Source organism: Microcystis sp. M31BS1 (genome assembly GCF_020245285.1).
Classification (GTDB): Bacteria; Cyanobacteriota; Cyanobacteriia; order Cyanobacteriales; family Microcystaceae; genus Microcystis; species Microcystis panniformis.
In genome coordinates, this window is the sequence record NZ_JADBVE010000241.1 from 1 (window position 1) to 14787 (window position 14787).

General features: G+C 41.6%; 14 protein-coding genes. 10 read left to right on the forward strand and 4 right to left on the reverse strand.

From position 1 onward, the window contains the following. Window positions 1-546: 546 nt before the first annotated feature. The 3 genes from IM509_RS14250 to IM509_RS14260 are packed head-to-tail and all read left to right on the forward strand — an operon-like array spanning window position 547 to window position 3305. Window positions 547-1755 carry a hypothetical protein gene (locus IM509_RS14250; RefSeq protein ID WP_072926504.1) on the forward strand — a complete coding sequence of 403 codons (1209 nt, stop codon included), beginning with the start codon at window positions 547-549 and terminating at the stop codon, window positions 1753-1755. A gap of 33 nt (window positions 1756-1788) precedes the next feature. Beyond that, window positions 1789-2781 (forward strand): pentapeptide repeat-containing protein, encoded by a 993-nt coding sequence (locus tag IM509_RS14255; protein WP_287717070.1) that lies wholly within the window; start codon window positions 1789-1791, stop codon window positions 2779-2781. Window positions 2782-2837: 56 nt separating this feature from the next. Beyond that, window positions 2838-3305, forward strand: a complete 468-nt coding sequence (locus IM509_RS14260) for a retroviral-like aspartic protease family protein (RefSeq protein ID WP_043995544.1) — start codon at window positions 2838-2840, stop codon at window positions 3303-3305. Here IM509_RS14260 and IM509_RS14265 read toward each other — a convergent pair. After that, on the reverse strand, window positions 3300-4961 hold the full coding sequence (locus IM509_RS14265) for a M14 family metallopeptidase (RefSeq protein WP_002786354.1): 1662 nt from the start codon (window positions 4959-4961) through the stop codon (window positions 3300-3302). The genes IM509_RS14260 and IM509_RS14265 overlap by 6 nt on opposite strands. A gap of 70 nt (window positions 4962-5031) precedes the next feature. Between IM509_RS14265 and IM509_RS14270 the strand changes: the two genes are divergently transcribed. Then, window positions 5032-5244 (forward strand): hypothetical protein, encoded by a 213-nt coding sequence (locus IM509_RS14270; RefSeq protein WP_002766333.1) that lies wholly within the window; start codon window positions 5032-5034, stop codon window positions 5242-5244. Here IM509_RS14270 and IM509_RS14275 read toward each other — a convergent pair. Both IM509_RS14275 and IM509_RS14280 read right to left on the reverse strand, forming a co-directional pair. Further along, on the reverse strand, window positions 5241-5987 hold the full coding sequence (locus IM509_RS14275; protein ID WP_002786357.1) for a circadian clock KaiB family protein: 747 nt from the start codon (window positions 5985-5987) through the stop codon (window positions 5241-5243). The two genes, IM509_RS14270 and IM509_RS14275, sit on opposite strands and share 4 nt — an antisense overlap. A gap of 90 nt (window positions 5988-6077) precedes the next feature. Further along, window positions 6078-7397, reverse strand: coding sequence for a type IV pilus twitching motility protein PilT (locus IM509_RS14280; protein WP_052277466.1), 1320 nt, complete (start codon window positions 7395-7397; stop codon window positions 6078-6080). Window positions 7398-7747: 350 nt separating this feature from the next. Between IM509_RS14280 and IM509_RS14285 the strand changes: the two genes are divergently transcribed. Genes IM509_RS14285 through IM509_RS14295 form a run of 3 tightly spaced genes read left to right on the forward strand, consistent with a single transcriptional unit; the run spans window position 7748 to window position 8967 of the window. Continuing rightward, a complete protein-coding gene (locus tag IM509_RS14285; protein WP_260441205.1) occupies window positions 7748-7951 on the forward strand; it encodes a hypothetical protein in 204 nt (67 codons plus the stop codon). A 6-nt stretch (window positions 7952-7957) separates the two neighbouring features. Further along, the gene (locus IM509_RS14290; protein ID WP_260441206.1) at window positions 7958-8803 is read left to right on the forward strand and encodes a hypothetical protein; all 846 of its coding nucleotides are present in this window, start codon (window positions 7958-7960) and stop codon (window positions 8801-8803) included. Next, window positions 8800-8967, forward strand: coding sequence for a PIN domain-containing protein (locus tag IM509_RS14295; protein ID WP_249264917.1), 168 nt, complete (start codon window positions 8800-8802; stop codon window positions 8965-8967). Before IM509_RS14290 ends, IM509_RS14295 begins: the two co-directional genes overlap by 4 nt. A gap of 136 nt (window positions 8968-9103) precedes the next feature. Here IM509_RS14295 and IM509_RS14300 read toward each other — a convergent pair whose 3' ends face one another. Then, on the reverse strand, window positions 9104-10162 hold the full coding sequence (locus IM509_RS14300; protein WP_052277467.1) for a potassium channel family protein: 1059 nt from the start codon (window positions 10160-10162) through the stop codon (window positions 9104-9106). Window positions 10163-10288: 126 nt separating this feature from the next. Between IM509_RS14300 and IM509_RS14305 the strand changes: the two genes are divergently transcribed. The 3 genes from IM509_RS14305 (at window position 10289) to IM509_RS14315 (ending at window position 14646) form a co-directional block, all read left to right on the forward strand. After that, a complete protein-coding gene (locus IM509_RS14305) occupies window positions 10289-11572 on the forward strand; it encodes an aspartate aminotransferase family protein (protein ID WP_072926493.1) in 1284 nt (427 codons plus the stop codon). A gap of 239 nt (window positions 11573-11811) precedes the next feature. Further along, window positions 11812-12507, forward strand: coding sequence for a Uma2 family endonuclease (locus IM509_RS14310; RefSeq protein ID WP_185236990.1), 696 nt, complete (start codon window positions 11812-11814; stop codon window positions 12505-12507). Between the two features lie 3 nt (window positions 12508-12510). Beyond that, window positions 12511-14646, forward strand: coding sequence for an O-linked N-acetylglucosamine transferase, SPINDLY family protein (locus tag IM509_RS14315; RefSeq protein WP_072926489.1), 2136 nt, complete (start codon window positions 12511-12513; stop codon window positions 14644-14646). Window positions 14647-14787: the final 141 nt, after the last annotated feature.

The following is a 14787-nucleotide window of genomic DNA, read 5'->3' on the forward strand; positions in this document are numbered from 1 at the left end:
AATACAGTGAGTTCTTTTCTTCTTCCGTGAATTCTAGGTTAATCATGTTTTTAATGAGTGCTTTGCTTCTAATTATGACTCTTAAACTATATTATTGTCCTTGAGTAAAAAATGCAAGTTGTAGCCGTGCAAAGTATAATTTTAGGGACCAGATCCAGCAAACCCAACTGAATAGCTCCACGCTTTTAGGCTAGAATATCTTCGAGCGCCAGAAGAGCCGGAATAACTTATATAGGGTCTGCTGAAAAAGTTTTTCGTGGGGGTAGGGTGTGGGGTGTAGGGTGTAGGGTGTAGGGTTTTACCGATTTTCAGGTGGTCAACTACCTAATTTTCAGGGAAAAAGCACCTGAATTTTCCCCCCGATCCCCGCAATGGCTGGCACTTTTTGAGGGGAAAAAAGTCTAAAAGTCCTATCCAACAAGGTTTTTAGATTTATTCAGCAGACCCTATATATTCTGGCAAGCTGACTTGCGAGAGGCCAATAGCATACCGCTATAGTAGAGGAGGCGTGCGAGAGCTGGCTCCTTTCTCGGATCAGAGGTTACTATGCAATTATCCATCGAAGTTTTTAATGACGTAGTTCGCTATCTCGACAGCCACGAAGAAAAATTACGGATCAAAAAATTAATCTTTTGTATCTGTAAAAAATCTTGGGAAAATGATCCTAATATTTTGAACAGTGTGGGTATGGAAGACTTGGTGAAGGAGTTAGTGGAACTTAAAACAAGTAAAGAACAATTAACTTTTTCTGTTTATAAATTAGTTAAAACCCTCAATCGTCCTAAAGTTTATCTGGGAGTAGCAACGGTTATTATCGAGCAAATCAGTCAATTATATAGTAATATTGCTGCCGCCTACGACAATCAATTATTACCAGTGGAACCGGAAGTTAACCCTAGCTTCACCAACGTTAATAATGATGTCAACAACGAGGAAGATAATTTATTAAGACAGGTGGTTAGTAGCCTAGAAAATCATCGAGAGACGGCGAGAATTCAAAAATTAATGTTTGCCGCTTGTAAAAATCGTTGGGAAAACGATCAAGCGGTGATTAATAATTATGGCTTAAAAAATATTGTTTTAGAACTTCAGCGAAACAATCCCAATTTCCTAAGCTTGCGACAAACTCTCAAGCAAGTTGCCAAAAATATTAATAAAAAAGCTCTCTACCTAGCCCTAGCCGATATTATTCTTACCCAGCTAGAGCCTCTCTACGATACTGATAACGATGACGAAGAAGAGGATAATGAGTCAAAAAGTCAAATCTTGAACACTCAAATAGTTCATCTAAAGAATGATTCTGATTCTGCAGCTAAAACCACATCTTTCTCCCCCTCTAGAAGTGAACCTGTGGATTTTTCCTCTTCGATCATCAATCTAAATGAACCACAATTAGTCATGGAATTGCCCTTTGCCGAGCCGGCTTCCTCAAATAACAACCCCAGTAATTCCCCACAAATTCCCGCCTACGACCCCTTTGAAATTCGTTTAGAAATTTTCCAGTATGCTAATCCTTTACGCGCCAAAATATTGATTTTCTCGCTCCTATTTCATCCTTGGGATCGGAGCGGTCAAGATTGGTCAACTCTGCGAAGTTATACCCTAGAAGATTTACTACAACAACTCATCGAAAGTGGGAAATCTCTCAAGGATATCGAAATTCAACTATACAATATTGCTCAAACCCAAATGGATACGGATGCTAACGTTCAAACCGCCAGTATTCTGGTGCAAACTTTACAAAAAATTCTTTAATTTTTTATCCAAATTTATCTGGACATTCTACCTATGAAACCCAACGAATTAATTGAACGTTATGCCGCAGGAGAAACTCAATTTAGTGGCTTAAAATTACCCGGAGTTAATTTAGTTGGTGCTGACTTAATTGGCATTGTTTTAAATGAAGCAGATCTGCACGGAGCCAATCTTCTCTTTACCTATCTTAACCGGGCTAATCTCGCTCAAGCTAATCTTGTGACAGCTAATTTAAGCGGTGCTAGTCTCAACCAAGCTGACTTAAATGGGGCAGATTTACGCAGTGCCAATTTACACGGAGCGATGCTACAAGGTGCTAATCTTCGTGATACCGATATAACCCTAGCGACGTTACTTGATGCTAACTTAATCGGGGCGGATTTACGGGGGGCTGATTTAAGTGGTGCTAACCTCACTGGTGCTTGTTTGCGGGGAACAAATATGCGTCAGGAAAAGAAAAATCATAACACTAATTTACAAAGTGCTAATCTCTATCGCGCCGACCTGCAAGGGGCTAATATGAAAGGGGTTTATCTGGTGCGTGCAAATCTAGTAGGAGCCAATTTAAAGGAGGCTAATTTGTGCAATGTTGACCTCAGAAAAGCGGATTTAACTAATGCTAATCTCCAAGATGCTTTACTTACTGATGCTAATTTAATCGGGGCGCATTTAGTGGGGGCAAATCTAGCGGGAGCCAATTTAGTGCGTTCAAAAATGACCGATACGGAAGCAATGCAGGCAAATTTTCATAGTGCAATTATGACTCAAATAAAATTTGATCGAGCTAATCTTAGTCAAGCTAATTTTCAAGCAGCAAGAATGAATCATGCTGACTTAAGAAGGGCTAATCTTTCAGGAGTTAATTTCAGCGAAGCTGACTTAATCGATGCTTTCTTTGCTAGAGCAAATCTCACCGGTGCCGATTTAAGTAATGCTAATCTAACTCGTGCCGAGTTAATGAGTGCTAATCTGATGGGAGTTAACTTCCGCGGTGCAATTATGCCCGATGGCCGGATTAATAATTAAAATTGTTGTTAGCAGTTATTCTGGTATAATTTAGGGGTACAATTGAGGGTAATATGATGGTTAATCCAGCAATTATTGCAGAAGATATGGGCAAAATTTACACCAGCATTACAGTGATCAATCGCGCGGATCAAATTCTAGCAGCGGCGGCTGTAATTTCTCCCGATCAAATTCGCTCTCTTACCCTAGAAAATGTCTTGGTTGATACGGGAGCAACTACTGTTTGTCTGGTGCCGGAAGTAATCTCCCGCTTGGGTTTACAGCTTTTAAAAGAAGTAGATGTGGCTACGGCTAAAGGGATAGGAAAAGCGAGAATTTTTCGCGATGCTACCTTGATTATTGCGGGACGGGAAGGGACTTTTGAATGTTTGGAATTACCTGGAGGTCAAAACAACTTATTAGGAGTAATTCCTTTAGAAGCTTTGGGATTAGAACCAGATCTTCGCAGCCAAAAACTACGAGTTTTACCCACGGAATCTAACGAGACTTATTTAACAATTTTATCGAACAAAATAGCTCTATAAAATTACTTTTTGTCTGACTGTTCCGGCTCTTTCAGCTATAGCGATAATCTCGATTTCTTGACCAGAAACACCTTTAATCACCCATTCCACCGTACAGCGATAATCTAAACCATGAGCGAGGCTACTATATACTTTATTTGATCGCCCTTCTAAGTGACCGATTTCCTGCTCTAATTTTCCCACTATTAAACTCACCTCATCGGCTAAATTTAACTTGACTTGAATGGGACGAACGATCTTTCTTTCCAGTGCCTTTTTACTGGTATAAGTGGGTAAGAATCCCTGATTTTCCAACTGTAAAACCAGATGATAAATACCATTTCCCTCCGACTTAAGATCAAGACGAGAGATAGCTAAAAGAGGTGACATTAAAGCATGGGCAATAGTAAACTGACATTGTTTCTCACATAAATCCGGTAAATACTTTTCTGGGGCATTTTGCCAGACATTTTTAAAGTCCCAACCGCCAATTTCCACCTCTCCCAATTGGGGGTGATCAAAACTTTGCCAATTAATAAAACCCTTTCCCGCCAAATTCTCATCATTCCAACGCTGTAACTTCAATTCATCTTCCAAAGGATGCCAGCGAAACCATTGAATATAATCATCTTTTTTCACTCCCGCTTGGGTGGGTGCATCCCATAACTCCACCGTAAAACCATACCAACCAAAATGATCGTAACCGTAATCATCCATGGCACCGTTAGTCACTTCTTTGGGATGATAACGAAAATCGTGATAGACAGAAACGCATTCATAACCAGTCATTGCTTTTCCCTTGTCAGCAATATATTTATACATTTCTAAGTCTTCCACGGGGAAATATTCATCGGGATGGGTGCTATAGGGACGCAACATGACTGCTGAATAGGTATGATAGGTAACGAAGCCATTAATATTAGTGTTATTTGCCCAAAATTCCGCTTCTGCACGGGTTTCTGGCTCCGAAAAAGGAAAATCTCCGGCCCCCTGTTGTTCCCCTTCAGGAACCCAATAAACGGGATAATTGCGGTTAAAATCCAGACCCTCTAGGGTGGGGGCAGTGGTAAAATTATAGCCATCGTAATCGCGGATTAAACCTTCGGTGAGCAAAGTGTAAAAAGTTCCCTCAAATTCCTCCGGTTCGCGACGCGCCATAATGCGAGGATCTTGTTCAGAAATTTTCCAAGCGCCACAGGTATCTTTTTGGCGCATTTGTAGGATTAAACCATCGCCGTTAATATCTTCAGGATATAGCCCCGGTTTCTCATCCGTGTGGGGATAGGGGCGAATACTCGATCGTAACAGATAGGGAGTAGTGAGATATTTTTCCGCTCCATCCACGGCCAATCGCGGCAAAATATAGACAGTGTAATGGTCAAGAAGTCTGGTAATTGGGGAATTATGACCGTATTGGCGCAAAAGATGGGAGATAGTGTAGAGAGCGACGGCAGAGCCTGTTACTTCCCCCGCATGGGTGTTAGCATCGATCCAATAGGCAGGTTTTTCTAAATAATGGCCTGTGGCTTGATTTGTGAGGGTAGTTAACCAGATATCTCGATTTTCGTAGCTTTTACCGATCGAGGTGAGGCTAATTAAATTAGGATAGGATGAGGCTAGGTTTTTGAGGAAAGAAACTAATTCGGCGTAGGGGTAATAGTGGCTAAAATCAAACATAATCTTCTGCAACTAAAAAAAGGAGTCTCGGCTTAATTTGACAAAATATAGGACAATAACAGTAAAAACTATGGATAGTCAAGATATTGCTCGCTATATTGAAGAAACTAACGGTATTTCTAAGCCTTGGCTGTTGGTGCAATTACGTCTCAAAAAACTGCAAGAACGTCGCGCCAGTCTTTCCCAAGAGGAATATATTCAAGAATTGGATGATATTCAGCAAGACTTAATGAAATTGGGCGAATGGTGGCGAGGGATTGAGTCAGAAGTCTTTAACCCCTAAGCGGTGGCGATAATCTGTAATACTCGCGGTAAATCCTCAAATTCGCCGATGATGCGTTTCACCGGTTGCGGCCAAACCCGGACTAAAGTGGGAATAGCAGAGACATGATTAGATTCCGCTTGTTCTGGATGCTTAGAGATATCGATCACTTTTAGAGTATAGGGATGGTGTAATTCTCGCTCTAGAAGCTGATGGATCGATTCTAGGGTGTGTTTAGTATTGGCATTATTACCGGAGACAAATAACCGCAAAACATAACCCTTGGGACTAGGATTAGTATAGTCAGAGTCAGCAGTAATCCCTGAAGTGGTTGGGGGGCGCTCCTGATAACGGAGAATCAGATCGTGGGATTGCCAAAGTTGGGGAAACTGCTGACGATAGGTTTCTAAGATAGTGGGATTAGAGGATTGTTCCTGCCAAGGTACAGTAAACCAAGCTCGATCATCCGTGGCGAAAATAGCATTTAATAAAGGCTGATAGCGACGGACCAGGGGATAGACTTCGGCTCTAGTATGAATACGGTGACTGTAGGGATCTCGCCAGCGATCGATGGTAGCAGTAAAACTAGGAACTAAAAAATGGGGGGGTTCTGGCAACCCTAAAGCGGACTGGAGAGCAGCACAGAGATTCAGATGCCAATGAGTTTGTTTATCAGGATCGATACAGTAAATCAGGTCGCCCCCGGGGGTAAACAGGGCGATGCCTTTAAAAATATCGGGCAACACAATCGCGGAAGTGGTCACTTGAGGGGTTCCCCTAGGGAATCAATAGGAGCTTCTATTTTTCTAGACTACTCAACTCTTGACCCCTCAAGGATTTCCTTCAGGGTTTTTCTAGATTCTACCCCGCAACATCATCGCCATTTCATTGGGAACCGGGGACATTTCCAGGGCGACCTCATCGCTAATCCGTCCCTCTTGATAGAGGTTAAACAGAGATTGATTAGTGGTAATCATGCCATGGTATTCGCCATCTTTCATTAATTCGAGAATTTCGTCATTTTTGCCGCTGCAAATGTAATCTTTGACGGTTTCTGTGTTGACGAGAATATCGTGAAAAGCGGTCCGTTTACTGTCGGTGGTACGACATAAACCCTGGGAAATAATACAAACCAGGGATTCTGCGATCGCCACTTGCATCGATTCCCGTTCCTCGGCGGTATAAAGAGTTAAAATCCGCTCCAGAGTTTTAACGGCACTGTTGGTGTGCAGGGTTCCCATGACTAAGTGACCGGTTTGGGCAGCTTTCAGGGCCGTATTAACGGTGGATTTGTCCCGCATCTCCCCCACCAGAATAATATCTGGGTCTTCCCGCAAAGAGGCTTTTAGGGCATTATCGAACTCATGGGTGTGTATTCCCACTTCCCGTTGTTTGATCAAACTGCGACGACTTTGATGGACAAATTCGATCGGGTCTTCGATGGTGATAATATGTTTGGCGTGTTCTTTATTGATGTAATCGATCATGGCTGCGAGGGTGGTGGTTTTCCCTGAACCCGTCGGACCGGTGATTAAAATCAATCCCTTCTGCACATCGCACACATTCCGTAACACAGCCGGTAAGCCCAATTGTTCTATAGTGAGGATTTTCATGGGAATTAGACGCAAAACCATCCCAGGACCGCGCAGACTTTCAAAGATATTAATCCGCACCCTAGCGAATTCGTACTGAGTTGCACCGTCAAATTCTAGGTCTTTTTTAAAGCGAAGGATTTCTTCTTCCCCTAGGATTTCCCGTAACCAACTATAAAAAGTGTTGATGTCAATTTCAGGATAGTTGAGAATAATCATTTCACCACGATCCCGCATCCGGGGTTTTTCTCCAACTCCTAGGTGAACGTCCGAATAACCCCGATCAAAGGCCATCCGGAGCAAATGTTCTAAGGTGGGTTGATTGGGAGCGCGACCCGGCCGGGGTGGCGTTTGGGGAGAAGCAGCCTGACTGGGAGCGCGATTTTGGGGAGGACGTGGGGCGGAAATTTGACCATTTTGCGGCATATTCGGCACGTTTTTGGTCGGTGTCGCCACTTGTTGCGTCATTTCTTCAGTTATCCCCATGCTGATTTCCGTGATTAACTCTGAGGGAGGTATCGGCATGGAGGGAACCGGCAGCGGCTGCAGTGGTCGCGAGGAAGAATTGGGATTTTGACTCATGAGCAATAGGGGTTTTTTCTTTTACTATTCCCCGATTGTACTAACATCTCATCCCCAATTTCTCAATTCCTCACAGACGCTAGATTGAGGAGTACGGAGTCAGTAGTCTCCGAGTCAGGAGACAGGAGACAGGAGACAGGAGACAGGAGACAGGAGATTATTTTTATTTATTCTTCCCACTTCCCCACTTCCCCACTTCCCCACTTCCCCACTTCATAATTTATAATTCCCCCTCTCCTATACCTTTTAAACAGGATTTAGACCCCAAAATTGTTACAATGGACGTTTAGGGCTGATGATTTTGGCTACTCATTTCTGTTTGATCGTCAGTCTTAGGAGAGGTAAGTACGATGAATAGTCTGCAAACTTTGGTCGAACGGGAAAATTTAGGACAATTTTTGTTAGAAAATCTGCAAGATATTACAGATAAACTCAATCAGATTGTCACCGATTCTGATCGAATCATCCTGGATAATTTACTAAGTAGTCATGCAAAATTAATTACCTGCCCGATCGAGCTAAAACCCTTACGGGGCAATGATCGTCATGTGTAAATAATTTTGCCTAGGTACTTACAAGAAACTAAAATTTTAGTTGAGCAAGTTAAGGATCACTCTAAAACTTATCAAGCAAGAGCCGATATATTTGGGCGAATTAATCAACTATGGTTTCAGGTATGGGAACAATATAAGAATGAGGGTTCGGCAATAAATTTGATTGAGATTATCAATGAATTTACCGATAGAGTAACTGCCTATGCTAAATTATTTATCGGCCTTGCTCAGATCAATGAGGGAAAGACTGGTGAGGAAAAAGCCGATTTAATCAGAGTGGTGGAAGGTTTACACCTTCTCTCGGAAACGATAGATGTGTTTATTGATATGTTTGCCGATTCAGAACTAGAGCAAATTTACCAGGGAGCTAAAAATACTCTCTCAATTTCTAATCGTACTATAACCGAATATTTCCAAGATACTGACAAATCTTTAGTCACCCAATTGAGAGCTTATAGTAGTTTAATAATTTTCAGAATTCAAGAGCGATTTAATCCTAAGAATGTATCCTCAGAAACTACTTCTCATTCCCTAGCAGATAATTTCAATGATATTGATGCCTCTACACAAAATTTAACAGGTTTGGTCGATTTGGAAACTGAAAAATCTTCGTCTGAAAACTGGTTAGATAATCTTTCTGGATCAATTTCTGATCAGGAGGATTTTGAGAAAGCATTAGAATATGGGCGTGTTTTTCGTCAGAATGTATCCTCAGAAACTACTTCTCATTCCCTAACAGATGATTTAAGCGATCTTGATCCTTGGACAAGAGACTTAGTGGGGGTTGTCGATTTAGAACCAGAAGACCCAAAAGAATCGTATATTGATTATTTAGTGGAGAAGTATCGGTGAAACGAGTCTTATTCGACAGTGATGTATTGCTAGATGTTTTGGGTAAGCGTGAACCACATTTTCCAGCATCTGTACAAGCATTAAATACAGTTAAAACAGGTAAAACTCAAGGATATATTTCTGGTCATGCCGTCACTAATATTTATTATATTTTGTCTAGATAAAATGGAAGAGAAAGCTCAAGAAAGTTGGTGATAAGTCTTCTAGAGAACGTAGGTTGGGTTGAAGCATGAAACCCAACACCCGCTCATGTTACCCTACCACTAACCCATCCTACAAACTTTTTGGCGCAAACCCTAACTAATGCTTCGGTAAACGTAAACCATCTGAGCGCATAGGGATTAAAATCTGAGTTAAACTGCGTAATTGTTCGGCCGTTCCCATACAAATTAACAGATCCCCGGCCATTAATTCCGTATCGCCAGTCGGTCCCCCGATTAGCGTACCATCAGCGCGACGTATAGCTAAAACTAACGCCCCCGATCGAGATCTTAAATGTGCTTGACTAAGACTTAAACCGACACAGGGACAAGTCCTCGGATCGATTAAAAATTCTTCCATATAAAACGATCGATCGGTTCCAGTTAAAATCCCATCAACAAAATCCATCACCTGGGGTCGTAGGGCCGCGGCCGCTAATCTTCTACCGCCGGTAATATAGGGAGATACTACCGCATCGGCCCCGGCCCGTTGTAATTTTTGTACTGCTTCCTCGGTACTGGCCCTAGCAATGGCGCGAATTTTCGGATTGAGAGTTTTAGCAGACAACACTGTATATAAATTCTCCGCATCGGAAGTTAAAGCGGCCACAATACAAATAGCGCGTTCAATTCCTGCCATTTGTAAAGATTTATCTAAGGTGGCATCTCCTTGAACAACAATATAATTTAATTCTTTGGCCCGATTTACCTGTAGGGGGTCTGTATCAATAACTACAAAAGGAATATTTTCCGCGTAAAATTCGATCGCTACCTGTCTGCCTGTGCGACCCAAACCACAGATGATATAGTGTTCTGATAGTCGATCGATCACGCGTTTCTCCTGTCTCTGTTTGAGTCCCTCTTGAAAATAGCCTTGAATTAAAGCTTCGGTCAAGCGATTAACAATATAACCGATCGTGATTACTCCCATCACGATCAAAACCATTGTAAACAGTCGTCCCCGTTCACCTAGGGGATTAATTTCGCCAAAACCGACGGTAGCGAGGGTACTAATCGTCATATAGGCCGAATCTAGCAAACTCCAACCCTCGATCAGATGATACCAAAGCGTACCGAGCAAAAACACCACGATCAGGGCAAAAATTCCCCCGATTAATTCCTGACGCAGACGACGATATTTATCTTCACTGATAGACAAGCAAAATTCACCCCTAAGACTGTCTAGTAAATTACAATGAAATCAGTTTTTAATCTAAATAACCCGTCCTTCTCAGACGGATTTGATTATAATTTCCCCTATGTCTAATCGCGCAGGAGTTCCCCAGTGAGTCCAGAAACCCTTTTAGAACCAACCCTAGTTGATCCCACTCCCAATTTAAACCCGAATCAACCCTTCGATCGAGATAGTTTTAACAGCTATGTGATGAATACTTATGGTCGTTTTCCCATTGCGATCGCCAAAGGGTTAGGCTGTCTTCTCTGGGATACTTCCAGTAAACAATACCTTGATTTTGTTGCGGGAATTGCCACCTGTACCCTCGGTCACGCACACCCCGCTTTAATTGAAGTGGTTAGTCAGCAAATCCAAAAACTCCATCATGTCTCGAATTTATACTATATTCCCGAACAAGGGGAACTAGCTAAATGGATTGTCGATCATTCCTGCGCGGATAAAGTCTTTTTCTGTAATTCTGGTGCGGAAGCGAACGAAGCGGCGATTAAATTAGTACGAAAATATGCCCATACGGTGCTAGATTTCCTCGAACAGCCGGTTATTTTAACCGCTCACGCTAGTTTTCACGGTCGGACTTTAGCTACCATCACCGCAACCGGTCAACCGAAGTATCAAAAAGACTTTGAACCCCTGATGCCGGGGTTTGCCTATATTCCCTATAATGATATCGAAGCGGTGGAAAATGCGATCGCTGATCTCGATGAGGGTAATCGTCGTGTGGCTGCGATTATGTTGGAACCCTTGCAGGGTGAAGGGGGAGTTCGTCCGGGGGATATCGAATATTTCCAACGTTTACGGCAAATTTGCGACGAAAATAACATTTTGCTTGTCTTTGATGAAGTACAGGTGGGAGTCGGAAGAACTGGTAAACTCTGGGGTTATGAGAATTTAGGAGTGGAACCAGATATCTTCACATCTGCTAAGGGTTTAGCGGGGGGTATTCCCATCGGTGCGATGATGTGCAGAAAATTCTGTGATGTGTTTGAACCGGGTAGTCATGCGAGTACCTTTGGGGGTAATCCGTTCGCTTGTGCCTCAGCTTTAACAGTATTACAAACCATTGAACGGGATCACATTCTCGAAAATGTCCAGCAGCGAGGGGAACAATTACGCAGCCGTTTACGGGTGATTGCTTCTCAATATCCCCATCTATTTGTCGATGTGCGCGGTTGGGGTTTAATTAATGGTCTGGAAATTAATTCAGAAAGTGAGTTGGTTTCATCTACTATTGTTAATGCAGCCTTGGCCGAGGGTTTATTAATTGCTCCCGCAGGTCCGAAAGTCCTCCGTTTTGTACCTCCTTTAATTGTCTCGGAAACAGAAGTAGATGAGGCTATGGATAAGCTAGAAGCAGCCATCGCTAAAGTGGTTTAATTTCAGTTATCAGTTATCAGTTATCAGTTATCAGTTATCAGTTATCAGATGTAAGTTTTAAGTTGACAGTTTCCAGAACGTAGGTTGGGCTTCGGCCGTGAGCTTTTGCCGAACGGTTGAAGCATGAAACCCAACGCCCGCTCATGTTACGCTACCGCTAACCCATCCTACAAATAATTGTGCCTACCTACTTATGAGTCAATTATTTTTGAGCTTTACTGTTGTTTGGGGCAAATAAAATGATCACTTCTGAACCTATTTATTCCCTCCCTAAAACCCCTCCTTTAGAAAATGGTGATCAACTAAGTCGCCAGGAATTTGAGCGTCGTTATCAGAACCTTTCTGAAGTAAAAAAAGCCGAATTAATTGAAGGAATAGTTTATATGTCCTCTCCTGTACGAGTGCAGAGTCATGGAGAACCTCATTCTGATATTTTAACTTGGTTAGGGGTCTATAAAGCTGCCACAATTGGGGTAATGTCTGCGGATAATACTACAGTGCGTCTGGACGCAGATAATGAAGTACAACCAGATGCTTTACTAAGAATTAAAATTGCTGGACAATCAACTATTAGTGACGATGATTATATCGAAGGTGCGCCGGAATTAATCGTAGAAATTGCCGCTTCTACTGCTTCCTATGATCTCCACAATAAATGGCGAGTTTATCGTCGTAATCAAGTGCAAGAATATCTTGTTTGGCGAGTTTATGAACGTCAATTAGATTGGTTCCGATTAAATGCTGGAGAATATATTAAACTTGAACCCGATAGTCGAGGGATAATTTACTCGCAGGTTTTCCCCAGTCTTTGGTTAGATGTTAATGCTTTATTAGCGGGTAACTTGGGACAGGTTTTGACAGTTTTACAGCAAGGTTTAGCCAGTCAAGAACATCAAGATTTTCTGAAAATATTATCTCAAAAAACTGATAACTGATTTATGTGGCATCCTGACGCTTATCAAGCTTTAATTGCCGAAGATTATCCTCAAGTTGCGGCAATCTACGAGGAAATAATCGATAACAATTCCGAAAATATTTCTGACTATTGGTACTTGGGAGTTGCCTATCTTCTGCAAAATTTAGAAGCAGAAGCGCAGGTAATGTGGCAAAGTATTTTAAGCGAAGGCAATCCAGAACAAGTTAAGCAATGGCAAGCAGAATTAGAAGCGGTTTTAGACGCAGAAGCGCGACGACAACAAACAAAAGGTGATCTGGCAGCTGTAGAATATTTTCGCTATCATCTACAGGAAATTGTTCCCAAGTCAATTAATAATTTATTAGCTTTATTCGACTTAGCTTTAGATTTAGAAATATTTGATCCAGAAGAACTTCTTAATTATCCTATTCAAGACAATCTCAGATATAATCCCGATCGAGAATTGCTTTTAAATGTAGTTCTCAAAAGTCTTTTATATCCCCACGAATTAACTTTAGATTTAGCTCAAGTAAGTTTACCCTATCTGGAGGAATTAGCCGATAGTTTTATCCCGCAAGCTTTTCAGATAGCAGCACGAGTCACCAACGAGCAACAAAGTCCCACTTTTGGAGTGGAAATTATTAAACTTTGTCTGCAATTAAGACCAAATGATCTGAGTCTTTTGGAACAATTGGTTAACCTCTATATTTTAGCAGAAGACTTTGATAATTCTTTAATAACTGCCTATCAATTGCGAGAAATTTGTCTAACCCCAACCCTAAAGTTATACAGTAATTATCTAATTTTGTTAATACTTTTGCGCTGGGGAGTTTGGCAAGAAATTGATCATATTTATCAAGAATATCATGATTTATTACAGGAATTAACCCGTCAGAAAAATATCACTTTAGAACCGATTATTAAAACTAGCTTTCTCAATGTTTCTAGTCCCCTACCCTACCTAGGAGATCGAGCCTTAGCCAATCGACAATTAACTAATCGCATCGCCGAAATTTTTCTTGATAATAATAGTTTTAAAACTCCTTTAATTACAAACGAAAAAGCTTCAGAAAAACTAACTATTGGTTATCTTGCCAGTACCTTTAAACATCATTCTGTCGGTTGGTTAAGTCGTTGGTTAATTCACCATCACGATCGAGAAAAATTGCAAATAGCCATCTATACTATTAACCAAGAAGAAGATGAAATTACCCGTCAATGGTTCCGGGATAGCCGAGATATTATCCGTCATTTTCCCTACGCTCAAAATCCCCTAGAAGTTGCCCAACAAATTCAACAAGATCGGATAGATATTCTAGTAGATTTAGACAGTTTAACCCATAATCTCACCAATCAGATTATCGCCCTGAAACCCGCAGCAAAACAAGTGACTTGGTTAGGTTGGGATGCTTCTGGATTAGCAACTATTGATTATTATATCGCCGATCCCTACGTTTTACCCCAGCAAGCGGAGGAATATTATCGAGAAAAAATATATCGTTTACCAGAGACATATTTAGCAGTGGATGGTTTTGAAATCGGCACTCCCAATCTCCGTCGAGAAGATTTAGAAATTCCCCCCGATGCTACCATCTATTTTTCCGTACAAAGTGGCATGAAACGTCATCCTGATACTATTAAACTTCAGATGAAAATTCTCGCACAAGTCCCTAATAGTTATTTTCTGATTAAGGGAGTCGGTAAGACTGAAAAAATTCAAGAATTATTTACTGAAATAGCGATTCTGGAGGGAGTTAATCCCCAAAGATTGCGGTTTTTACCGAGAGATATAGATGAATATACCCATCGCGCTAATTTACAGATTGCTGATGTGGTGTTAGATACCTATCCCTACAATGGTGCTACCACCACCTTAGAAGTTTTATGGCAAGGAATCCCTTTAGTTACATTAGTAGGAGAACAATTTTCCGCCCGCAATAGTTATACTTTTATGATTAATGCCGGTATTGAAGCCGGAATTGGCTGGAATGAGGCAGAATATATCGACTGGGGAGTAAAATTAGGACTCGATCGCTCCCTTCGTCAAGACATCAGCCATCAACTGTTAGGAAATCGTGACACAGCCCCCCTCTGGCAAGGGAAAAAATTCGCTGAAAATATGGAAAATGCCTATTTAAAAATCTGGGAGGGAAGTTGATATTGACATCCTCGCCGCCCTAAAAGTGCGGCGATTCCTAAACCTCACGATTTAAGTTTCTGCTTCCACCACCGTCGCATACCACAGTTAAAAAACCATGTACTGTCTTACACAGAGTCCACAGACTTTCGCCCCATTTCA